This is a genomic window from Amycolatopsis sp., assembly GCF_036008905.1.
GTDB lineage: Bacteria > Actinomycetota > Actinomycetes > Mycobacteriales > Pseudonocardiaceae > Amycolatopsis.
Genome location: NZ_DASYMU010000116.1, coordinates 19,188 through 39,573, shown reverse-complemented (window position 1 = coordinate 39,573; position 20,386 = coordinate 19,188). Strand labels below are relative to the sequence as shown.

The following is a 20,386-nucleotide window of genomic DNA, read 5'->3' as shown; positions in this document are numbered from 1 at the left end:
CCCCCGCTTTGGGGTAATCCCACGACATCCCCGGCGCGACCCCGCCATCTGTCGACAGATGGCGGCTCAGGCGGGCAGCATCGCGACGGCGGTTTCGGCGACACCGACCAAAGTGGACTCGTCGAGTCCCGACCTGGCAATGGTGTCGATCCCGCGGATCACGGTCAGCATCAGGTATCCCAGGGTCTCCGCGTCGGCGTCCGGGTCGACTTCGCCCGCGGCCTGCGCATCCCGCACCGCCGACGCGAAAGCACCGGCGATCCGCTCGAAAGCCTGCTTGGCCACTTCCGCCACCGAGGCGTCGAACCCGGCCAGGTCCACTGTGGCCTTGGTCAGGAAACAGCCCCGCCGAGGCGACTCGGCACCGAACTCATGGGCCAGCCCGACCAGGAACCCCGAGATCCGCGCCCGCGGCGAATCACCTTCCGTACCACCGAGCGCGACCTCGGCCCCGGCGACGAGTTCGTCGCAGTAGTCGGAAAACGTGCGCAGGTAAAGCTCGTGCTTGTTGCCGAAAGCCTTGTAGATACTGCCTTTGCCGAGCCCCGTGGCGTCCATCAGGTCGTAGGTCGACGTACCTTCGTAGCCCTGTGCCCAAAACCGTCCCCGGATGGTCTCCAGCACCGTCGCCTCGTCGAACCCTCGTGTCCTGCCCATGCCGCCAGCATACTCATTCTTGACCAGCTGGACCACAAAAGTGATCGCCTAGCGGGTCGCCGGCCAGTAGCGGAGTTCGTCGCCGGTCGGGATGAGATAGCTGATGTAGCGCTGTTCGGGTGGCCCTCGGCGAGTTCGGCGGCATCAACCGAGCCAGACACTTCATTTCCGATCAAGCCAAGCGAGTAGTCGACACCGGCATATACCTGCCTCGCGATATCCGCCAGCCACTCATCGATCGGCCGCCACCAGTCGAGGTCAACCCGCCCACCCTCGCCGTCGAACGGATACGGGAAAGCGTCCATCCGTGGATAAGCACGCCCCAACGCACCCAACGGCAGATATTATAGAAGTCCAACCAGTCACTCCCGCACACTTCGCGGACGGCGACAACACCACAGACGACCGGCGTCCCATCGGGCAGTTCAACTACACGCAAGTGCTGATACCGCCGCAAGGACTCGAACGTACAGCTGACGGCCATCTGCTCGTAAGGCTCGCGGTCGCGACTCCCATACCAACTCGGAACCGCAACGACCTCTCCCAACCGCGTCAACGCGCGCTCCAACCGCGCGTCACTAGTGGCCCCGAGCTCCAAAGAAAGCTCATAGAAGCCGCCATGCCAGTTGTCAGCCAAGGTGAACGCCGCAGACTTCGTCACCACACGATCTTGCACCAAAGTGGTGGACGAACGCCGCCTCGGCCGCTGTGGCGCTGGTTTCCGGGTTGGGTACCCGGGTGTTCATGAGAAAGACCGGCTTGCAGATCGATCCCCGTCAGCGTGCCGGTGTGCCGCGAAAGCCCCACCATGAGGGACCCTAAAGCCAGACGAGAGGCAGGACATGATGCGCTCCCAACGGATCACTGTGTTCGCGACAGGCTTCGCACTCGTGGCGACAGCGCTCATCAGCTCGGCGCCGACGGCCGAAGGAGCCCGCAACAGCTGGTTCACCTCATGGGCACAATCCCAGGAGGGCCTCGCCACGGCGGCGTTGAACAACCAGTCCGTACGCATGGTCACCCATCTCAGCCAGGGTGGCTCCGCGGTGCGGATCCGCGTGCAGAACACGTTCGGCAAGACTCCGCTGACCATCGACCGTGCTACTGCCGGGCACAGTGCGGACGCCGCATCCGTGGCAGATGCCCGCCCGGTCACCTTCGCGGGCCGCGGCACCATCACCATCCCGCCCGGCGGCGAAACGTGGAGCGACGACGCGGGTTTGGTGACCCGCCCAGGAGACGATGTCGCGATGAGCATGTACGTGGCGGGCACGACCGTTCCCGGCCTGCACCGCTCCGCGTTCCGCGACAACTATCTCACCCCGCCCGGCTCAGGTGATCACACCGCCGACGGCTCCGGCGCCGCATACACCCAGAGCGTGACTTCGACCTACTTGGTCAGTGCGGTCGACGTGCGCAACCCCGCGCTGGAGGGCACGATCGTGCCCTTCGGCAGCTCGGTCGTCGACGGTGTCGGCAGCACCAACTGCGGCTCCGGCTGCACCGAGACCGGAACCAACCGGCGCTGGTCGGACGATCTTGCCCGGCGCATCGTCGCCGAACTCCCCGCCTCCACCCAGCTCGCCGTGGCCAACGCCGGGATCAGCGGCACCACCAGTTCCGCCGCCTGCCCGAACATCCCGGGGCAGTTCACCGGACTCGACGCACTGGCCCGGCTCGACCGCGACATCCTCGCGCTGCACGGCGTCTCCGCGGTCATCTACTACTACGGCACGAACGACCTCGCCTACGGCTGCGCCGTGTCACCCATCCTCGACAGTTACCGGCAGGTGTTCCAGCAGCTGCGCGAAAACGGGATCGCGGTGTACGTCTCGCCGATCACCGCACGCCCCGGCTACAGCGACCAGAACAACCTCGACCGTCACGCCGTCGACAACTTCGTCAAACAGTGGAACAACTGCGCCGCCACCTGCCAAGGCGTGCCCGACTTCGACCAGGTGCTCAAAGACCCGCTCAAGCCCAACAGCATCAACCCCGCCTACGACAACGGTGACGGCGTCCATGTCAACATCGCCGGGCAGCAGGCGATGGCCGATTACATCTCGCTTCCCATGCTCACCCAAAAGCGGCACGAAATGTCCAGTGGCCGGTGACGCCGGAAAGACGATGCGCCTTGTGAGATCGGACGCTCATGAACGCTTTGCCGCGACGCAACCTCGCGGCCATCCGGCGCGCGCACAGTGCGGCCCATGCAAAGACGGCGAAGACAACTGCACTGCGAACTCCACCGCTCCCCCATCGCCGAGCACGGCTGGTTCGTCACGCTCACCGACGCCCACGGCGGCGAGACGACGGGCTGGATCGGCAAACGCAACCGGGTCGGGTTCCTCGGCAGGCGCCCGGTCCCCCGCGATCTGCGGCGCGCCCTGCGTCACGTCGCGCACACGCTGGAAACAGCACAGAAAACCCATCGTTTCACCTGGCGTTGATACGCGTGTAATCAGTCACGAGACTTGAGCTGACGGAGGGTGTAGCCGTCACCCGCCGGGTCCAGCGATTTGGTGGCCTGCTTGAAAAGATACTCGGCCCGTTCGTAGGAGAGACGTCGCCGGCCCGTTTCCGGGCACAGATCGGCCGACGTCGGCATGCGGCCCGGACCGGGCCGCCGGTCGGCGAGGAACACCGGCCCCCGAGTCCGGCCCGCGAGCAACTGGGGCAGGAGCCGAGCGGTTTCGGCACGCCAGTTCACCCAGGTCTCGCCAACGCGGGCGCGGCGGTCGTCCAGGTCCAGATCCTCGACATTCAGGGACAGAACCGCACCCGGCCCGGCTCCCGATTCGTGCAGAAGCCGCCACAAAGTGCGCTCCCGCAAGGAAAATTCAGGTCCGCTCCACAGTGTGTCAAGCTGTGGAGGGCCGAGTGCCGAGACCCTGGCCCGGGTTTCGGCACGCCGGTCGACACTCACGGTCAGGTCGGTCAAGGCCGCCCAGGCGCCGAACGAACGGACCGCCGAACGGTGACGGTTCCACGTCTTCGCGGCGGCCCCGCCCCAGGCCGTCGTGAACACGCGCGCCACCTGGTCCGCGGTGAGGGAAGCCAGCGGCAGCCGTTCGCCCACGGCGAGGCACAGGCGCCGCAGCGTCTGCCCGTACGAGCGGATCGTCGCGGCGTCCAAATCCTCGCGCGCGAGGAAATCCCGCACGGCCTCGCCGAGGGTGACGCCCGAAGCCCCAGCGAAAGGGAGTTCGTCCGCACGGCGCAACAAAAAAGCGCGCTCGGCGGCATTGCGGGTGAGCGAGGCCGCGCGTTCGAATTCCAGCCGCGCCTCTTCATACCGTCCCAACCGGACCAGAAGATCGCCACGCACCCCCGGAAGCAGGTGGTAGTCCCGCAGCGCTGGATCGTCCACAAGGGAGTCCACCAGGGCGAGCCCGGCCTCCGGCCCGTGCGCCATCCCGAGCGCCACCGCGCGGTTGAGCTGCACGATCGGCGTCGGCAGCAGACCTGCCAAGGCCTGGTACAGCGTGGCGATCTGCGCCCAGTCGGTGTCCTCGGCGGTCCGCGCCTGCGCGTGGCACACCGCGATCGCCGCCTGCAGCACATACGGGCCTGGCGGGCCGCCGACCTCGCGCGCCCGCAGCATCGCGGTGAACCCGCGGCGGATGAGCAGCTGGTCCCAGCGTCCCCGGTTCTGTTCGTGCAGCTGGACGGGCTCACCCGACGGCCCGGTCCGCGCGGCCGCGCGCGACGCCTGGACCTCCATCAGCGCGACCAGTCCGTGTACTTCGGCCTCGTGCGGCGCCAACTCGGCCAGCAGCCTGCCCAGGCGCAACGCCTCGAGACAGAGCCCGGGCCGCATCAGGTCGTCCCCGGAGGTCGCCGAATAGCCCTCGTTGAAGATCAGGTAGATCACTTCGAGCACCGAAGACAAACGCGAGGCCAGCTCCGGACCCTGCGGCAGTTCGAACGGCACCCGCTCCTCGGCCAGCGTCCGTTTCGCATCGGTGATGCGCTGGGCGATCCGCGACTCGGTGACGAGGAACGCCCGCGCGATCTCCGCCGCCGTCAGGCCACCGACCAGGCGCAGCGTCAGCGCGGCCCGTGCCTCGGTGGGTAGCACGGGGTGGCAGGAGATGAACATCAGCCGCAGGACGTCGTCCTGTTCGACGGGCAAAGCCGACGACTCCAGCTCGTGGGCTAGCTGCTCCTGCTTGCGTTCGAGCCGCTGCGACCGCCGGATACGGTCGATCGCGCGGCGTTTGGCGATGGCCGTGAGCCAGGCGCCCGGGTTGTCCGGGACGCCTGACTCGGGCCACTGTTCGAGCGCGGCGACGAGCGCGTCCTGCGCCAGTTCCTCGGCGAGGCCGACGTCGTGCACCATCCGGGTGAGCCCGGCGATGATCTTGGCCGACTCGAGCTTCCAGACCGCGTCGATCGTGCGGCGGGTGCCGGTCACCGGCTCACGGGCCGAAGACCTGCTGGATCACGCTCTCGCCGTCGCCGACGATCTTGCGGAAACGACGTCCCAGTTCGATCGCCTCTTCCTTGGATCGGACCTCGACCAGCGCGAACCCAGCCACTGCTTCCTTGGCTTCGGCGAACGGGCCGTCGGTCACGGTGATCTCGTCACCGCGGGACGTCATGACGACACCGCTCGGCTCGAGGCCGCCGGTGGCCAGCAGCGCGCCCGTCGCGGTCAGCTCCTCGATGAACTTGCCCATCTCGACGTACAGCTTCTCGTCGGGGGCGGTGTCGGTGTCGGAGGCCTTGGACATCATCAGGTAGCGCATGGGGTTCTCCTTCTCTTGGTTGCTCTGCTTACGCGACCACGTCGAACGGGTCAACCTGACAGGGAATAGTGGCGTTCCCTGTCACATCGCCGGATCGACGTGAGAGCGAGAACCAGCCACGAAAGGACCGGCCATGACCGCCATCCAGCTCCCCGCCACATCCACCGCCAAGACCCTCTCGACCCGTTCCCTGGTCACCGCCGCCGTCGTCGCGGCGCCGCTGTGGGCGGTCGTCTCACTGGCCCAGGCGGCCACCCGTGAGGGTTACGACCTGACCCGTCATCCGCTGAGCGTGCTGAGCAACGGCTCCCTCGGCTGGCTGCAGATCGCCAACTTCGTGGTCGCCGGTCTGCTGACCGTCGCCGGGGCGATCGGCCTGCGCCGAGCGCTGCACGGCACGCCGGGTGGCACGTGGGCGCCGCGGCTGGTGCTGCTCAACGGCGTCGGGATGATCGCGGCGGGCCTGTTCGTCATGGACCCGGCCGACGGCTTCCCCGTCGGTACCCCTGCCGGGATGGGAACGCTCAGCTGGCACAGCTACGGCCATCTGGCCGCCGGATCGATCGCCTTCATCGCCCTGATCGCCGCCTGCTATGTCCTGGGCCGTCACTTCAGCCGGGCCGGAAACCGTGGTTACGCCATCGCGTCCCGCATCGCCGGAACGGCTTTGCTGCTCGGCAACGGCTGGGCGATGAGCGGCGGCAAGGCCGGCTCGCTGACGTTGGCCATCGGCGCCATCACCGCCATGCTCTGGGTCTCCTTCGTCGCCGCCCGCTATCGCCATGCCCGCTGAAACCCTTACCCCAGAACAGAAAAGGACACCGATCATGGCCAAGTTCGCCACCGTGGAGGACTACCTCGGCTCCCTCCCCCGACCCCTCCGGCCGCCTCGAAGCCGGCGCGCCATGTGTCCCCGGGATCAGACGTTCGCCTGCCAAGCAGTGGCGGCGTTCATCAGTCCGATCATCCCGGAAACAAGCCGCATCTGGTCCACCGTACGGATATCGGCCTCGACCAACCGTGAAGAACACACCAACACCGCGACGGCCTGGGCACGCGACAACGCGACGTTGAGCCGGTTACGCGACAACAGGAAATCCAAGCCACGGGGCAGATCCACCGCGGCCGACGAGGTAATGGTGGCGATGACGACCGGCGCTTCCTGGCCCTGGAACCGGTCCACCGTGCCGACTCGGACCCGCGGGAAGCCAGCCTTTTCCAGTTCTCTCGTCACCACCCGCGCCTGAAGGTTGTACGGCGCCACCACGAGGATGTCTTCGTCGGTCAGCGGGCGGACGTCGCCGCCGTCCGTCCACTCGCGACCCATCAGCGAGCCGACGATCGACACCACTTCGGCGGCTTCCTCGACCGAGCGAGTGGTGTTGCCGCTGTGGTCGACTTCGGAGAGATAAAGCCCGGCGGGTACGCCCGCGACACCGCGTCCGGCGGCCGACGGGTGGGCGTGCAGCAAACCCGCGTAGGATAGCTGCGACACCGGTTCGCAGACCGCGGGGTGCATTCTCCTTGACTGGTCCAGAAAATAGCCCAGTTCCGCCGGGATGACCTCGGCGTCACCGATCAGATGGCCCAGCGCCGACGCCTCCGCACCGGCCGGGTGCGTGCCCTGCACGACCTGCGGCAGCTGCTGGGGATCTCCCAGCAGCACCAGGTTTTTCGCGCACATCGACACCGCGAGCGCGTCGGCGAGCGCGAACTGCCCGGCTTCGTCGATGACGAGCACGTCGAACGGTTCGGCGCGCAGCGCGGTGTTCGAGAAGGTCCACGCCGTGCCCCCGACGAGGTGCCCGGTGTCGTGTTCGTCGCGCCAGCGCACCAAGGCGCCGTTGTCCTTGGGCTGTTCCCACGGCAGCTCCGGGTCGACGGCCTTCTTCGGGCGCTTGGCGCACGGCAGTTCCGGCGCGCTCGCCTTCGCTGCCGCCATCACGTTTTCGACCGCTTTGTGGCTGGTGGAGGTGACCGCGACGGTCCGGCCCGTGCGGACCAGATGCGCGATCAGCTTGCCAGCCAAGTAAGTCTTGCCCGCACCCGGCGGACCCTGCACCGCGAGCGTGGAACCGTCGAGCGCGTCCACGGTCTCGATCACTGTGCGCACAAGGTCTTCGCCGGGTTCGGGGAGCGCCCTGCCTCCACGCAGCCGTGGCGGGGTCCGGCGCAGCAGGTCGATGCCGGGATGTGCCGGGAGCACGGGCAAGGCGTCGACGGTCAGCTGCGCGAGGTCCGCGACGGCTTCGTCCTTGGGCGCCGGGCGGACCGGGCTGCCGGGCAGCACCGCGGACGGACGCTCACTGGACGTATCATCGACGGCGGAACTTTCTTCCAGCGTCAGGGTTTCCGCGGTCGCGGCGTTGACACGGGCGTCGCGGGTGGTCGCGCCGTAGCGCAGGCGCACCTGGTCTCCGGGGGCGAACGGATGCGGCCGGTCCGGGTCGCACGCGATCGTCAGCAGGCGTTTGGCCTTGCGGACGCGGCCGGCGGGCGGCACCCAGTCCTCCGCGCGCACCGAAACCGGGACCGCGCAGGTGGTGTCCGTCTCCAGGTCCCCGAGCGGCGCCGCGACCTGGCGGAAGAACTCCCACCAGGCGGGGTTGGTCTCGCGCCGGTGGTAGCCGACCGACGCCGCGAGCAGGGCACGCGCCTTTTCGTCGTCGGTCGCGTCGACGGGATCGTCCGGCAGCCCGGCCATCAGCGGGTCCACGAGGGCGGCGAGCCGTTCCGCGCGCTGGGCCCGGCGTTCGGCGGCGAGCTGTTCGGTGGTGTCCTCGAGCAGAACGTCCTCTTTGGACTTCTCCGCCGCCGGGAGCAGCTCGATCTCCGCTTTGATCCGGATCTCGTGCAGGAACTGGAAAAGCTTCAGCGTGGAGACGCAGTCGTACTCGTTGTAGTCGCTGATGCCGCGCAGGACCTCGTCGGCGCGCTCGGGCTCACCGATCTGGGACAGCGTCAGGTATTCCTCGTACGCCTCGATGCTCGACACCGCTGTCTTGACGTCGCCGTCACGAGCGGTCGGCATGTACAGTGGCTCGAGGTACTTGATCGAGTACGAGCGCTGCGAAACCAGCAATGCCTTGCGTACCACTGCGTAGAGGTCGACGAGCGCACCGCCGCGCAGCAGGTCGTCCACCGCTTCCTCACGGGTGCCGTGCAACGCGGCGAGCCGCTTGAGCGCGCTCATTTCGTAAGGGGCGTAATGGAAAACGTGCGCTTCGGGATGCTCGGCCAGCCGCGCGGTGGCGAAGTCGACGAACTCCTCGAACGCGCGTTTCTCCTGTGCCCGCGAGTGCGCCCAGAACGGCGTGAACAGTTGGCTTTCGTCTTCGGTGACCGCGCCGAACAGGTACTCGAGCCCGGTTCCGCCCAGCGCGTACGGGTCGCCTTCCATGTCGAAGAAGACGTCGCCCGGGCTCGATGGCGGCAACGCGGCCAGCACGTCGGGGTCGATGATCTCGTACCCGACCTCGCCGGTGACGTCCTGGCGGACCTGGATCGCGGACTGCGCACGCAGCGTGGTGAACGTCGTGACGGACATGTCCCGCGGCCGGTCGGCCGGCTCGGCCTCGGCGAGCGCGTCGATGGTGCCCAGCCCGGCTTCGACGAGCTTGCGGCGCTGGTCCGTCCGCATCCCGGCGACCAGCGAAAGGTCCCGATCGGCCTCGCGGCCGGACGCGCAGTGGTCGGCGTACCCACAGCTCGCGCAGGCCGGGCGCTGGTCGGCCCAGAGTTGCACCGGAATCTGCGCCGGACGGGCGCGCAACCGCGAGCGCAGCCTTTCCAGCAGGGGCAGGAAATCGTCGACGCGCAGGGTGCGCTTGCTGCCGTCACCGAGCAGCAGATGCATGTTCGGCCCGGTGGGCACTCCGGTGCGCCGCAACGCGTCGGCGTACGCGGCCAGCTGCAGCACCGCGGACGGTCGCGCATGCCGGGCCAGCTTGGTGTCGTAGACCTCGTAGTGGCCGTCGGCGTCGGCGATCACGAAGTCGGCGCGGCCGGTGAAGTCCTCGTCCAGGAACACCGCCTGGTAGAGGACGGGCGCACCCGCTCGCAACGCCGCGACGGTCGCTTTCGCGGCCTCGGACCGGTCGCCGGACTCGATCTCGACCAGCCCGGAGCGTTCGCGTTTGAGGCGGTCCAACGTGGTGCGTTCGAAGGCCTGACCGTGTTTGACCGCGAGCTGATCCGGGCCGCCACCAGGGCGGGGAGCGCCGGGCAACCCGGCCGCGAGCGCCTGCTTGAGCTTGCTGCGGTGGTCGCACTCGAGCAGGTCGGCAAGATCGCTGGGGGTGTACATCGCCGGTGGAGTCTGACACGCGGCACGGCCGATTCTCGGACGACACGCCATCTAGGACAAGAACTGGCCTATATGAGCTCTACCGTCAGTGGCCCAGCACACCGACAAAGGAGCCCACCGATGAGCCGCGTGACCGTGAACCAGCCCGACGGCACCCCTACCTGGATCGAGCTCGCCGTCCCCGACCTGGACCGCGCGACGGCGTTCTACCGGGCGTTGTTCGGCTGGGAGTACGCGGACGGCCCCGGCTACACGACCTGCCTGCTGCGAGGACTGCCGATCGCGGCACTCAAGCAGGCATCGGCCGCGCGCCGCGAGTGGACGATGTACTTCGCCGCGGACGACTGCGACGCGACGGCCAAGCGCGTCGCCGAAGCGGGCGGCACGCTGGTCGCGGAACCGGCGGAGGTCGACGACGAAGCCCGCACGGCCATCGCCGAGGACCCCACCGGCGCCCGATTCGGTCTGTGGCAAGGCCGTTCGCACCCCGGCTGCCAGCTCGTCAACGAACCCGGCACGCTGGTGCGCAACGACCTGGTCACCGCCGCGACCGAGCCCGCCCGCGCCTTCTACCCCCGGGTCTTCGACCACACGCTCGACCGCAACGAGGACATGCCCGGCTTCGACTTCACCTTTTTACGACTCGCGGACGGTCACGAGATCGGCGGTATCTTCGGGCTCGCGGACGCGAAGACGTCCAGCTGGGCGACCTTGTTCGAGGTCGACGGCACAGACGCCGTGGCCGACCGGGCGCGGGAAGCGGGTGGGACCGCGGCCGAGCCCGAGGACGGCTTGTACGGGCGAACGGCCGTCCTCACCGATCCGTTCGGGGTGGAGTTCTCGATCATCACGAGGCCGTAGTCCGCCGCTCCGGGTCGCTCTGGAAAGCGCGCCGGTAGGCATGGGGATTCGTGCCGGTGACCCGCTTGAACCGGTCGCGAAACGCTGTGGGGGAACCGAATCCGACCTGCACGGCGATCCGGTCGACGGAGTGCGTCGTCGATTCCAGCAGGTACTGCGCCTGCCGGATCCGGGCTCGGTGCAGCCATTGCAGGGGGGTCGTCCCGATCTGCTCGCGGAAGTGGCGGTTGACCGTCCGGGTGCTCATCCCGGCCTGGGAAGCGATGTCCTCCAACGTGATTTCGCGGCTCGCGTTGTCGTCCATCCAGCGCAGCAACGGTTCCATCGTCGATCCACGCGGCGCCGGAGGCTGCGGATGGACGATGAACTGGGCCTGGCCGCCGTCACGTTCGAGCGGCATCACCGAAAGCCGGGCCGCGTCGGCGGCGACCGCGGAACCGTAATCACGACGGACCAGGTGCAGGCACAGGTCCAGCCCGGCGGCGGCCCCGGCCGAGGTGAGGAACTGGCCGTTGTCGACGTAGAGCACGTCGGGGTCGACCTTGATCTCGGGATGACGCGCGGCGAGCAGCCCGGCGGCGGCCCAATGCGTCGTCGCGCGCTGGCCGTCCAAGAGCCCGGTGGCGGCGAGGACGAACGCGCCGACGCAGATCGACGCGATGCGGGTGCCGTCGGCCGCAGCGGCCTTCAAGGCGTCGAGCACCTCGGGCGCGATCGGCACGTCGAGGTCGCCGCAGCCGGGCAGCATGATCGTGTCCGCCTCGGCTAGCGCGTCGAGCCCCCACGGTGCCCGGAGGGTGAACGCGCCGGTGTCGACCTCTTTGGTGGCCGAGCAGACCCGGACCCGGTAGGCGGGGCGGCCGTCGGGCAGTCGGGTGCGGCCGAACGTCTCGATCGGGGTGGCCAGATCGAAGGGGATGACCCCGTCCAGCGCGAGAACAGCCACGGTGTGCATGGCTGGAATATAGCCCTTCACTTAGCACCATATCGACAAATCCGCAGATAGGCCGTGTGGCGAGAATCCGTTGTCATCTGGCAATCCAGCCACTTCCGGCGCGTGGATGCCCTGGCTAGCGTTTGGCCGGAGACCACGAGGAAAGGACCGAGCCGGATGCTGGCCCAAGTCGTACTGTTCGACGGATTCGACCCACTGGACGTCATCGCGCCCTTCGAAGTGCTGCACGCCGGTGGCAGGTACACCGACGGCGCGCTCAGCGTCGAACTGGTCTCAGCGGAGGGGCCGCGCGAAGTCCCCAGCGGTCTCGCCGCGGTGACGCTACGAGCGTCGGCCACGCTGGATCCGGCACGCGCGGACCTGATCGTCGTCCCGGGAGCGGTCGGGCGGATCACCGAGGACGGTCGCGGCGACACGATCCCGGCCATCCTCGGCCGCACGCTGCAGACGGACCTGCCCGCGCTGCTCAAGGAAGCGCTGGACAAGCCCGGGCTGACCGTGTCGACCGTCTGCGGCGGCTCCACGATCCTCGCCATGGCGGGCCTGATCGAGGGCCGCCACGCGACCACCCACCACCTCGGCCTGGACCTGATGGACGCCACCGGCGTGATCGCCGTCGACGCGCGAGTGGTCGACGATGGCAACCTGGTCACCGGCGCCGGCGTCACCTCCGGCCTGGACCTCGCGCTGCACCTGCTGGACCGCCACCTCGGCCCGCGCATCGCGCACGCCGTCGAAAAACTCTTCGCCCACGAACGCCGCGGCACCGTCTGGCGTGCCCAAGGCCCTGTCCCCGCCGCCACCTATTGACGCAGGATGCCCTGAACGACGCGTTGAGGTCATTGAGTGACACGAACGCGTCGTTCAGGGCATCGCTGGTCGGCTGCCGCGGTGGGGTCGTGAGTGGCAAAGAGTGTTAGAACACTTGTTGCCACTCACGACCCCACCTGACCTACGGAAACGTCCGCACGACCGTTTCGCACTCCCGACTGTCCGCTCACGTCGCACACCCTTGATCGGCGATGTCGCAAACGCGCCGTCAGGGACGCTCAACGTCGCTAACGGGCCGTTTGCGACATCCCGAGCCACGCCACATTTCCCATCAACAAGTGATCGTGACCACCAAGCCGAAAGTGTGTCTTCCCATGTCCGTCGAAGGACTCTGGACCCTCGTCATCGCCACCCCGATCGGCAAACAGGTCGCCGAACTCGAACTGTCCACAAAGGAGGGAACACTGCACGGCGTCGCGCGGTCCGGCGGCGAAGAAACCGCGCTGACCGACCTGGCACTCGACGGCAATCGCTTGACCTGGGCCCAATCCATCACCAAACCGCTGCGGCTGAACCTGACCTTCGACCTGACCGTCGACGGCGACGAGATGACCGGAAAGTCGAAGGCCGGGCGCCTGCCGAGTTCGAAAGTCACCGGGCGGCGCGTCCCATGACGAAATTCCTGCTCTCGGTCCACGTCCTGGTCGCGATCCTCGCCATCGGCCCGGTCACCGTCGCCGCCAGCATGTTCCCCGCCGCCGCCCGCCGTGGCGACACTGTGGTGGCACAGAACCTGCACCGCGTCTGCCAGGTCTACGCCGCCCTCGGCATCGCGGTGCCGGTGTTCGGCCTCGCCACCGCGAGCAGCATGCACGTCCTCGGCGACACCTGGCTGATCGTGTCGATCGTCCTGACCGCCATCGCGGCCGCCGTCCTGGTGTTGCTGGTGCTGCCACGGCAAAGCCGGATCCTGGCCGACCTCGGCTCCGCGCCCGCTACGGCCGGGCGGCTCGCGATGCACACCGGCATGTTCAACCTGCTGTGGGCGACGGTGACCGTGCTGATGATCGTCCGACCCGGCTCCACCACCGGGACCTGAGCAGCTCTGCTGAGTACAGTCCCCCGCACCACCAGGAACCACCTGGATCACGAAGCCCGTCGACCAGACATACAGGACACGACCCAGCCGACTCTGCGAAAGCTCAGGCGTGCAGGTTCGCGCCGTAGAGTTCAGCGAGGGCGGTCCAGTGGCGCTCGGCCGCGTCGGCGTCGTAGGTCGGGTTGTCCCCCACGGCGAATCCGTGGGCGGCGGGGTAGGTAGAGATGGTGTGCCGCACCCCGGCGCCGGTCAGCGCCTGCTCCAGCCGCTCGAACTGCTCGGGCGGGAAGGAGCCGTCGTCTTCGGCCCCGGCCACGAGCACGGCGGCGCGGATCCGGTCGGCGAGCAGGTGCGGGCTGTTCGTGTCGTCGGCCGCGGCCAGGTTCCCGCCGTGGAAGGACGCGGCGGCGGCGATCCGGTCTGGGTGGTGGCCCGCGACTGTCAGCGAAATCCGGCCGCCCATGCAGTAGCCGGTGGTGCCCACTCCGGTGCCGGACACCTCCGGGCGGTCGGCGAGGAAGTCGAGGAAAGCGCCTGTGTCCTGGACGATTCGTTCCGGGGTCAAAGTGCCCATGAGCTCGAACAGGCGCTTGCGCTCCTCGGGCTCGCCGAAGACCGTGGCGAGGTCGAACGGAGCCCACTCGGAGCGGTAGTAGACGTCGGGCAGCAGCACGGTGTAGCCCAGCTCGGCGAGCCGGTCGGCCATCACGGCCATGGTCTCCCGCCGCCCGCCCGCGTCGGGGTACATGATCACTGCGGGGCGACTGCCCTGGTCCGAGGGCGTGTGCAGACTGGCGGCGCAGGTGCCGTCTTCGGTGCGGATGGCTACTTCGGTACGTGGCATACGTTGATCATGCAGGAAAGGCGCTTTCGGGTGCCAGGGGGATGGTCACTGACGACGGCGTCGACGGGCCGGTCTTCAGCTGGTAGATCCCCAGCAACAGGCGCGGAAGCTGGGTCAGGGTCGGCGTCAGGTGCGGGGTGTCCGCGGTGGTCACGACGACCCGGATCCGGTGTCCTGCCGCGAGTTTCGCGAACACGGGGAAGACTTCGACGTCGTAGCGCGTGACCTTGTTCGGCTCGACCCACTTCTCCGAAGCGACCGTGTACGGGTGGTACGGCATCAGCAGCCTGCCGTCGGCGCCGTACCAGCTCTTGGCCGGATCGATCGCGCGTTGCGAACCGATCAGCGCGCCTTCGCTCAGCGGACGGGACGTGCCGTCGGGGGCGACGTCGGTCACCGTGACCACCCATTGGGTGTCCAGGGTGTTCGACTGGGCGTAGATCGTGGCGTTGATCGGACCGGCGAGCACGGTCGGCTGCGACACCGGATTTCCGGTGTACACCAAGGAGTTCGGGCCCGTTTCGCGTTCGGTGTTGCTCGTCTCGCAGCCCGGCGCGGAGAGCAGGTTGGCGCCGCCGAGCCATTGGAACGTCGACCGCGTGCAGGTGCTGTTGACCGGGGTCCAGGTGATCCAATCCGTGCCGGAGCCGGTGGGCGGCGCCGCGGTCAGCGGGCCGTCGTTGGCCGAGCGCGGGGCGGTGCCGGTGGCGCCCTTGCCGAAGTACAGCGTCGACGGCGTGGTCCCGGTGAACGGGTACGTCGTCGTGTCGAACCACTGCCCGCCGTTGACCTGGTAGGCGTGCAACGGTGTCGCGGTGTCGGCGACGCCGTTGTCGGCGTCCTTGAGCCAGTGGTCGTACCACCGCAGTTTCAGACCGGCGACGTCGAAACCGGGCTGCGAGTAGTGCGACCACGGGCCCATCAGCAGCTGGTAGCGGCCCGTCACGGGCTGTCCCGGGTTCATCGCGGCCGACGTCGGCCGCCCGGCCCACGCGTTCTGCAGCCCGGCGTAGTTCATCAAGGCGCCGCGCTGGAACAGGTCGTCCCAGCCGCCGACGAGATACGCGGGGATGCCGTTCGCCACCACCTCGTCGAGGACGTTCGCGGGATTCCTGGCCTGCCAGTAGTCGCCGTCGAACGCCTCGGCTCCCCCGGTGAGCGACGCTGTCAGCAAGGGCAAGACGTTCTCCGCGACACCGCCGACATGCTGCAATGCCACCCGGGCCGCGTCGAGTACGCGTTGCGGGTCGCCGCTGGCGAGCGCTTCGGTGAGCGGGTTGGTCAGCGATTGGGTGCCGGTCAGCAGCAGCCAGAGCGGGAGGAATTCGGCGTTGGGCAGGCCGCCCATGTTGAACACGTCTCGATACAGATCGTTGCCCGCGACCACCGGGAACAGCGCCTTCACCGGCGAGTTCGGGCCGACGGCGGCCGCGGTGGTCAGCTGGTTGATGCCCTTGTACGAATCGCCGTAGAGCCCGAGTTCCCCGGTCGAGCCGGGCAACGCCGCGGCCCAGTGGACGAGTTCGACGCCGTCGACGGTCTCTCGCGGACCGAACGGCACCCAGGCCCCTTCGGAACTACCCGTCCCGCGCACGTCGACCGACACCGCGATGTAGCCCTGTTTGACGAAGTAGGACATCTCTTCGTTGAGCACCGCGCGGCCGTACGGCGTCTGCGCGAGCAGGACCGGGAACGGCCCGGGGTCCCCGGCCGGCGACTGGATGTCGGCGCGCAGCACGGTGCCGTCCGCCATCGTGATCGGCACGGCCTGCCGCAAGGAGACCGGGTACTCGTCAGCAGCCGCGGATACGGGGTTCACCAGGGAGATCAGCATGAGGACGACCGCGGAGAACACCGCCGTCGAGCGTCTCGGCATGGGTCGCGCCTCTCCCAGAAGTGTCCCCGTGGGTCGAACACTACGGTCGTGGCGCGGCTTTCAGCGTACGAGTCGCCCGTGCGGCCTAGTCAGGACGTCAACGGCTGCAACAGTTTTCGGGGCTGCGCGAGGGCCAGCGTGACCGGATCCGCGTCCTCGGCGGGCTTCGCGAATCCTGGTCCGGGACGCATCATCGTCTCCGCCAGCGACACGTTCTCACCGCAGCGCGGGCAACGGCCCATCGGATCGGGCTCGCCGCCACAGTCCCGGTGGGTGAACACCCGGCGCGGGCCGCCCGGCGCGTAGAACGAGTCGCCCCACACGGTCAGCGTGCGCACGACCGGCCAGAGCGCGAGGCCCTTCTCCGTGAGCTCGTACTCGAGGCGGCGGCCGGGACCGGGAGTGCGCACGAGCACGCCTTCGCTGATCAGGAAGTCGAGCCGATCGGTCAGCACTGCCCGAGGGATCCGCAGGTGGGATGAGAAATCGTTGAACCGCCGGATGCCGAAGAACGCGTCACGGACGATCAGCAGCGACCAGCGTTCACCGACGACCTCCAGCGACCGCGCCAGCGAGCAGGCCTGGTTGGTGTATTCGCGGGGAAGCGCCATGACGCCCATCATGTCACAGAAGAGTTCGTTCAGCGAACTTATCTGCTAGCCTCCGAAGAGTTCGGTGAACGAATCTAAGGGAGTGTCCATGGAAACGCCGAAGGCCGAAGCCCGGACGGGCTTGAGCCTCACGATCACGGCGGGTGGGACGCTGCTCGCGCTCTTCGTCTTCACCGCACCGCTCGCGATAGTCCCGTCGGTCGCCGAAGGCCTGCACGCGGGCACGGTGGCGACCTCGTGGATCCTGAGTTCGATGAGCCTGGGCCTGGCGATGGCCCTGCTCAGCGCGGGCGCGATCGGTGACGACTTCGGGCGCCGCCGGGTGTTCGTCTGGGGCGCGGTCGTGCTGGCCGCCGGTTCGGCGATGAGCGGGCTGGCACCGAACGCGCTGACCTTCGTCCTCGGCCGGGTCGTCGAGGGAATCGGCGCCGCCGCGGTGATCGCCTGCGGCCTGGCCGTGATCAGCCACACCTTCCCGCCGGGACCGCCGCGCGCACACGCCACCGGCATCTGGGGCGCCTGCCTGGGCGCGGGCATCGCCATCGGGCCGCTCGTCGGAGCCGTCGCGGACACCGCCGGGGACTGGCGCTACACCTACGCGATCATCACCGTCCTGTCTGTCGTCCTCGCGGTGGCGGGCAGGGTCTGGCTGGCCGAGTCGCATTCCGGCCGCGCGCGCAAGATCGACGTCGTCGGTTCGGTGCTGCTGGGCGCGGGTCTGGGCAGTCTGCTGGCGGCGCTGACCGAAGGCCGCCAAGGCTGGACGAGCCCGCTCGAGCTGACGCTGATCGCCGTCGCGGTGGTCCTGCTCGCGGGATTCGTGGCACACCAGCGCAAAGCGTCCGGCGCGATGCTCGACCTAACACTCTTCCGCCGCCCCGCCCTGATTTCGGCGTCCGCCGGATCGTTCGTGACCGGCGCCGGGGTCACCGCGCTGATGGCGTTCATGGCGACGATGCTCGAACGCGGCATGGCGTACTCGACGATCGCGGCGTCGCTGGTGGTACTGGCCTGGTCGGCGGCGAGCGTGCTCACCGCGCTGCTCACCCGCCGCATCCCGCCGAGTGTTTCCGGCGGGGTGAAGATGAGCGCCGGGCTGCTGGTGATCAGCGCCGGACTGGCTCCGCTGACCATGCTCACGTCCGGCTCCTCGACGTGGCTGCTCGTCATCGGACTGGTCGTCGCCGGTATCGGCACGGGCGTGGTCAACGCGACGCTCGGCCGCGAAGCCGTCGCGAGCGTTCCGCCGACGCTGGCCGGGACGGGCAGCGGGATCAACAACACGAGCCGGTACGTCGGCTCGGCGATCGGGGTCACCGTCGTGACGATCATCGCCGTGCACCCCGGCGGCGACCTGGTGGCGGGCTGGAACATCGCGGCCCTCGTCTGCATCACACTGTCCGTCGTCGGCGCGGCGCTGGTGTACCTGTTCCACCGCGCGGATGTGAACTGGTCGGCCGCGGCGAAGATCACTGCCACACGGGAAAAGGTGACGTCATGAGGATTCTGGTGGTCGGCGCGGGCGCGACGGGCGGCTATCTCGGCGGACGGCTCATGCAGGCGGGCCACGATGTCACGTTCCTGGTCCGCCCAGGGCGCGCCCAGCGACTGAGGGAACGCGGCCTGCGACTCGTCGGCCTCGGCGAGAACACCGTCCTGACGCCCAAGCTGATCGTCACCGGCGAAGTCACCACGACCTTCGACCTGGTCGTGCTCTCGGTGAAAGCCACCGGGCTATCGCAGGCGCTGGACGACCTGGCGCCCGCTGTCGGCCCGGACACGCTGATCCTGCCGCTGCTCAACGGGCTCGGTCATCTCGACGCGCTGGTCAAGCGGTTCGGCGAGCGCGCGGTGCTCGGTGGCGCGGTGAAGGTCGTGACCACAGTGGACGCCGAGGGCGACATCGTCCGGCTCGCGGATCTGCACACCCTCACCTACGGCACGCTCACCCCGGGCCGGCCGCTCGACGACGTCCACAATGTACTGACTGACATCGGCTTCGACGTCAAGGTATCCGACGACATCCTCGGCGTGATGTGGGCTAAGTGGGTGTTCATCGCCTCGACCGGCGCGGTGAACTGCCTGATGCGCGCCACGATTGGCGAGGTCGTTGCCGTTCCCGGCGGGACGGAGTTCGCGGAAGCCGTGATCGCCGAATGCGCCGCGATCGCCGCCGCGGCCGGGCACCCGGTGCCTCGGCCGGAACTCGACAACACCCGCACCACGGTCACCACACCGGGCTCGCCCTTCGCGGCATCGCTGTACCGCGATCTGGTGCAGGGCAACAGCATCGAGGCCGAGCACATCTTCGGCGACCTCGTTTCGCGGGCCCGCGACCTCGACGTCCCCACTCCCCTGCTGGACCTCGTCACCCTCCACCTGCGGATCTACCAGTGCCACTGAAAGTGCCACCATAGTTGCGCTCAACGCGACTAAGGTGGCCATGGTGGCATTGATCCGTAACGCATTCGCGGCGGGAGCGGTGGCGGGTGTCCTCAGTGGACTGCCGTCGACGGCGTACGCGCTCGTCCGGGGTGACGACCCGCTGGACGCGTCACTGGCGGCCGGGACTCTCCTTACGCCGCGGGAAACCCGCACCCTTCCGTTGCTCGCCTCAGGTGCGGCAGCGCATGTGGCGTTGTCGCTGGGCTGGGCGTTCGTCCTGGCGGCGACGCTGCCCAAGCGGCACACCGCACTCGCCGGAGCCGCCGCCGGGCTCGCCATCGCCGCGCTTGACCTCGGCGTGGTCGGCCGCCGGTTTCCCCGTATCCGGGCCCTTCGACCCGGCCCGCAGATCGCCGACCACATCGCTTTCGGCGCCATCGCCGGGGCCGTCCTGGCGCGCAGGGGAACCCCAACGGTGAAGCCAATTCACCTTGGTGGCCGCTAGACTCATCGCGCTGCGCTATCGGCGCGGACGATGTGTCACCACCGAGGAGCGCAGTGTCGGCTACCGGGTAGCAGCCCACCCTCCAGGAACGGGTCGCGGCCCGCCTCGATTCACTCACCGTGACCGAGCGGCGCGTCGCCCAGTACCTCGCGGACCACCCCCAGGAAGCCGCGTTCGCCTCCGCCGAGGAACTGGGGCGGGCGACGGGCACCAGCGACGCCAGCGTGGTGCGCACGGCCAAGGCACTCGGTTCGACGGTCTCCCCGGCCTCAAACGCTCCCTGCAGGGACACCTCGAGGCGCTGCTCACCCCGGCGCACCGTCTCCGCAACACCATCAGCGCCACCGGGAACCTCCCCGAGGGAATACTGGCCGCGACCCGGCTGACCCGGATCGGATACCGGGCGCGGTGGGCCATCGACAGTGGTGTCCGGCTGGTCGACCAGCTCCTTCCCCTCGGCCCGGACGACGTCGTGCTCGCCGTCGCCCACAACCGCCTCGCCCGCGAGATGCGCGTGGCACTGGACTTCGCGCGCAAGGTCGGTGCCAAAGTGGTGCTACTGACCGAAACCCTCGGGGAAGCGCTGCGCAACCACGCGGACGTCATCCTTTCGGCGCCCATGGGACGGCCGGGGATGTACGGCGGCCAGACCACCACCCTCGTCGTGCTGGAAGCGTTGACGATGGCGGTGGCCGCGCAGGACGAGGTCGTCGCTCCCTCCCCCGCGAACGGCACTCCATCCCGCAAACGCCGCCCCTGACACGG

The 20,386-nt window shown here is 68.6% G+C and carries 19 protein-coding genes; 11 read left to right on the top strand and 8 right to left on the bottom strand.

Annotation, left to right across the window (positions count from 1 at the left end):
- Window positions 1–66 precede the first annotated feature (66 nt).
- Window positions 67–657, bottom strand: coding sequence for a TetR/AcrR family transcriptional regulator (locus VGP60_RS21205; RefSeq protein WP_327549786.1), 591 nt, complete (start codon window positions 655–657; stop codon window positions 67–69).
- Window positions 658–1,499: 842 nt separating this feature from the next.
- Between VGP60_RS21205 and VGP60_RS21200 the strand changes: the two genes are divergently transcribed.
- Both VGP60_RS21200 and VGP60_RS21195 read left to right on the top strand, forming a co-directional pair.
- Window positions 1,500–2,771: a GDSL-type esterase/lipase family protein gene (locus tag VGP60_RS21200; protein WP_327549785.1), complete on the top strand. Its 1,272-nt coding sequence runs from the start codon at window positions 1,500–1,502 to the stop codon at window positions 2,769–2,771.
- 96 nt (window positions 2,772–2,867) lie between these two features.
- Window positions 2,868–3,107 carry a hypothetical protein gene (locus VGP60_RS21195; protein ID WP_327549784.1) on the top strand — a complete coding sequence of 80 codons (240 nt, stop codon included), beginning with the start codon at window positions 2,868–2,870 and terminating at the stop codon, window positions 3,105–3,107.
- 11 nt (window positions 3,108–3,118) lie between these two features.
- Here VGP60_RS21195 and VGP60_RS21190 read toward each other — a convergent pair whose 3' ends face one another.
- Window positions 3,119–5,074, bottom strand: a complete 1,956-nt coding sequence (locus VGP60_RS21190) for a sigma-70 family RNA polymerase sigma factor (RefSeq protein WP_327549783.1) — start codon at window positions 5,072–5,074, stop codon at window positions 3,119–3,121.
- A 4-nt stretch (window positions 5,075–5,078) separates the two neighbouring features.
- Entirely contained in the window at window positions 5,079–5,408 is a 330-nt protein-coding gene (locus VGP60_RS21185; RefSeq protein ID WP_327549782.1) for a YciI family protein, read from the bottom strand.
- Window positions 5,409–5,541: 133 nt separating this feature from the next.
- Between VGP60_RS21185 and VGP60_RS21180 the strand changes: the two genes are divergently transcribed.
- Window positions 5,542–6,201, top strand: coding sequence for a DUF998 domain-containing protein (locus tag VGP60_RS21180; RefSeq protein WP_327549781.1), 660 nt, complete (start codon window positions 5,542–5,544; stop codon window positions 6,199–6,201).
- Window positions 6,202–6,327: 126 nt separating this feature from the next.
- On the opposite strand, the gene VGP60_RS21175 is transcribed toward VGP60_RS21180, so the two are convergent.
- Window positions 6,328–9,714 (bottom strand): TM0106 family RecB-like putative nuclease, encoded by a 3,387-nt coding sequence (locus VGP60_RS21175; protein ID WP_327549780.1) that lies wholly within the window; start codon window positions 9,712–9,714, stop codon window positions 6,328–6,330.
- 120 nt (window positions 9,715–9,834) lie between these two features.
- Here VGP60_RS21175 and VGP60_RS21170 point away from each other — a divergent pair, with 120 nt between their 5' ends.
- On the top strand, window positions 9,835–10,575 hold the full coding sequence (locus VGP60_RS21170; protein WP_327549779.1) for a VOC family protein: 741 nt from the start codon (window positions 9,835–9,837) through the stop codon (window positions 10,573–10,575).
- Here VGP60_RS21170 and VGP60_RS21165 read toward each other — a convergent pair.
- Complete coding sequence (locus VGP60_RS21165; protein ID WP_327549778.1) at window positions 10,562–11,530, bottom strand: GlxA family transcriptional regulator; 969 nt, start codon at window positions 11,528–11,530, stop codon at window positions 10,562–10,564. The two genes, VGP60_RS21170 and VGP60_RS21165, sit on opposite strands and share 14 nt — an antisense overlap.
- A gap of 156 nt (window positions 11,531–11,686) precedes the next feature.
- Between VGP60_RS21165 and VGP60_RS21160 the strand changes: the two genes are divergently transcribed.
- The 3 genes from VGP60_RS21160 (at window position 11,687) to VGP60_RS21150 (ending at window position 13,400) form a co-directional block, all read left to right on the top strand.
- Window positions 11,687–12,340, top strand: coding sequence for a DJ-1/PfpI family protein (locus tag VGP60_RS21160; RefSeq protein ID WP_327549777.1), 654 nt, complete (start codon window positions 11,687–11,689; stop codon window positions 12,338–12,340).
- 335 nt (window positions 12,341–12,675) lie between these two features.
- Entirely contained in the window at window positions 12,676–12,975 is a 300-nt protein-coding gene (locus tag VGP60_RS21155; protein ID WP_327549776.1) for a hypothetical protein, read from the top strand.
- The gene (locus VGP60_RS21150; protein ID WP_327549775.1) at window positions 12,972–13,400 is read left to right on the top strand and encodes a hypothetical protein; all 429 of its coding nucleotides are present in this window, start codon (window positions 12,972–12,974) and stop codon (window positions 13,398–13,400) included. Before VGP60_RS21155 ends, VGP60_RS21150 begins: the two co-directional genes overlap by 4 nt.
- Before the next feature lie 103 nt (window positions 13,401–13,503).
- Here VGP60_RS21150 and VGP60_RS21145 read toward each other — a convergent pair whose 3' ends face one another.
- The 3 genes from VGP60_RS21145 to VGP60_RS21135 all read right to left on the bottom strand — a co-directional run bounded on the left by VGP60_RS21145 (window position 13,504) and on the right by VGP60_RS21135 (window position 16,731).
- Window positions 13,504–14,244 (bottom strand): dienelactone hydrolase family protein, encoded by a 741-nt coding sequence (locus VGP60_RS21145; protein ID WP_327549774.1) that lies wholly within the window; start codon window positions 14,242–14,244, stop codon window positions 13,504–13,506.
- Window positions 14,245–14,251: 7 nt separating this feature from the next.
- Window positions 14,252–16,120 carry a CocE/NonD family hydrolase gene (locus VGP60_RS21140; RefSeq protein WP_327549773.1) on the bottom strand — a complete coding sequence of 623 codons (1,869 nt, stop codon included), beginning with the start codon at window positions 16,118–16,120 and terminating at the stop codon, window positions 14,252–14,254.
- A gap of 89 nt (window positions 16,121–16,209) precedes the next feature.
- Window positions 16,210–16,731, bottom strand: coding sequence for a helix-turn-helix domain-containing protein (locus VGP60_RS21135; protein WP_327549772.1), 522 nt, complete (start codon window positions 16,729–16,731; stop codon window positions 16,210–16,212).
- A gap of 88 nt (window positions 16,732–16,819) precedes the next feature.
- Between VGP60_RS21135 and VGP60_RS21130 the strand changes: the two genes are divergently transcribed.
- From VGP60_RS21130 to VGP60_RS41925, 4 genes are read left to right on the top strand one after another with little or no spacing between them, the layout of a single operon-like run.
- Window positions 16,820–18,232: an MFS transporter gene (locus tag VGP60_RS21130; protein ID WP_327549771.1), complete on the top strand. Its 1,413-nt coding sequence runs from the start codon at window positions 16,820–16,822 to the stop codon at window positions 18,230–18,232.
- Entirely contained in the window at window positions 18,229–19,134 is a 906-nt protein-coding gene (locus VGP60_RS21125; RefSeq protein WP_327549770.1) for a ketopantoate reductase family protein, read from the top strand. Before VGP60_RS21130 ends, VGP60_RS21125 begins: the two co-directional genes overlap by 4 nt.
- Before the next feature lie 40 nt (window positions 19,135–19,174).
- Complete coding sequence (locus tag VGP60_RS21120; protein WP_327549769.1) at window positions 19,175–19,621, top strand: hypothetical protein; 447 nt, start codon at window positions 19,175–19,177, stop codon at window positions 19,619–19,621.
- Window positions 19,611–20,381: a MurR/RpiR family transcriptional regulator gene (locus VGP60_RS41925; protein WP_327549768.1), complete on the top strand. Its 771-nt coding sequence runs from the start codon at window positions 19,611–19,613 to the stop codon at window positions 20,379–20,381. Before VGP60_RS21120 ends, VGP60_RS41925 begins: the two co-directional genes overlap by 11 nt.
- Window positions 20,382–20,386 lie beyond the last annotated feature (5 nt).

Excerpts from the sequence above, each read along its gene's own strand:
- VGP60_RS21205 (WP_327549786.1), bottom strand. The coding sequence starts at position 657 with ATGGGCAGGACACGAGGGTTCGACGAGGCGACGGTGCTGGAGACCATC.
- VGP60_RS21200 (WP_327549785.1), top strand. The coding sequence starts at position 1,500 with ATGATGCGCTCCCAACGGATCACTGTGTTCGCGACAGGCTTCGCACTC.
- VGP60_RS21195 (WP_327549784.1), top strand. The coding sequence starts at position 2,868 with ATGCAAAGACGGCGAAGACAACTGCACTGCGAACTCCACCGCTCCCCC.
- VGP60_RS21185 (WP_327549782.1), bottom strand. The coding sequence starts at position 5,408 with ATGCGCTACCTGATGATGTCCAAGGCCTCCGACACCGACACCGCCCCC.
- VGP60_RS21180 (WP_327549781.1), top strand. The coding sequence starts at position 5,542 with ATGACCGCCATCCAGCTCCCCGCCACATCCACCGCCAAGACCCTCTCG.
- VGP60_RS21175 (WP_327549780.1), bottom strand. The coding sequence starts at position 9,714 with ATGTACACCCCCAGCGATCTTGCCGACCTGCTCGAGTGCGACCACCGC.
- VGP60_RS21170 (WP_327549779.1), top strand. The coding sequence starts at position 9,835 with ATGAGCCGCGTGACCGTGAACCAGCCCGACGGCACCCCTACCTGGATC.
- VGP60_RS21165 (WP_327549778.1), bottom strand. The coding sequence starts at position 11,530 with ATGCACACCGTGGCTGTTCTCGCGCTGGACGGGGTCATCCCCTTCGAT.
- VGP60_RS21160 (WP_327549777.1), top strand. The coding sequence starts at position 11,687 with ATGCTGGCCCAAGTCGTACTGTTCGACGGATTCGACCCACTGGACGTC.
- VGP60_RS21155 (WP_327549776.1), top strand. The coding sequence starts at position 12,676 with ATGTCCGTCGAAGGACTCTGGACCCTCGTCATCGCCACCCCGATCGGC.
- VGP60_RS21150 (WP_327549775.1), top strand. The coding sequence starts at position 12,972 with ATGACGAAATTCCTGCTCTCGGTCCACGTCCTGGTCGCGATCCTCGCC.
- VGP60_RS21145 (WP_327549774.1), bottom strand. The coding sequence starts at position 14,244 with ATGCCACGTACCGAAGTAGCCATCCGCACCGAAGACGGCACCTGCGCC.
- VGP60_RS21140 (WP_327549773.1), bottom strand. The coding sequence starts at position 16,120 with ATGCCGAGACGCTCGACGGCGGTGTTCTCCGCGGTCGTCCTCATGCTG.
- VGP60_RS21135 (WP_327549772.1), bottom strand. The coding sequence starts at position 16,731 with ATGGCGCTTCCCCGCGAATACACCAACCAGGCCTGCTCGCTGGCGCGG.
- VGP60_RS21130 (WP_327549771.1), top strand. The coding sequence starts at position 16,820 with ATGGAAACGCCGAAGGCCGAAGCCCGGACGGGCTTGAGCCTCACGATC.
- VGP60_RS21125 (WP_327549770.1), top strand. The coding sequence starts at position 18,229 with ATGAGGATTCTGGTGGTCGGCGCGGGCGCGACGGGCGGCTATCTCGGC.
- VGP60_RS21120 (WP_327549769.1), top strand. The coding sequence starts at position 19,175 with ATGGTGGCATTGATCCGTAACGCATTCGCGGCGGGAGCGGTGGCGGGT.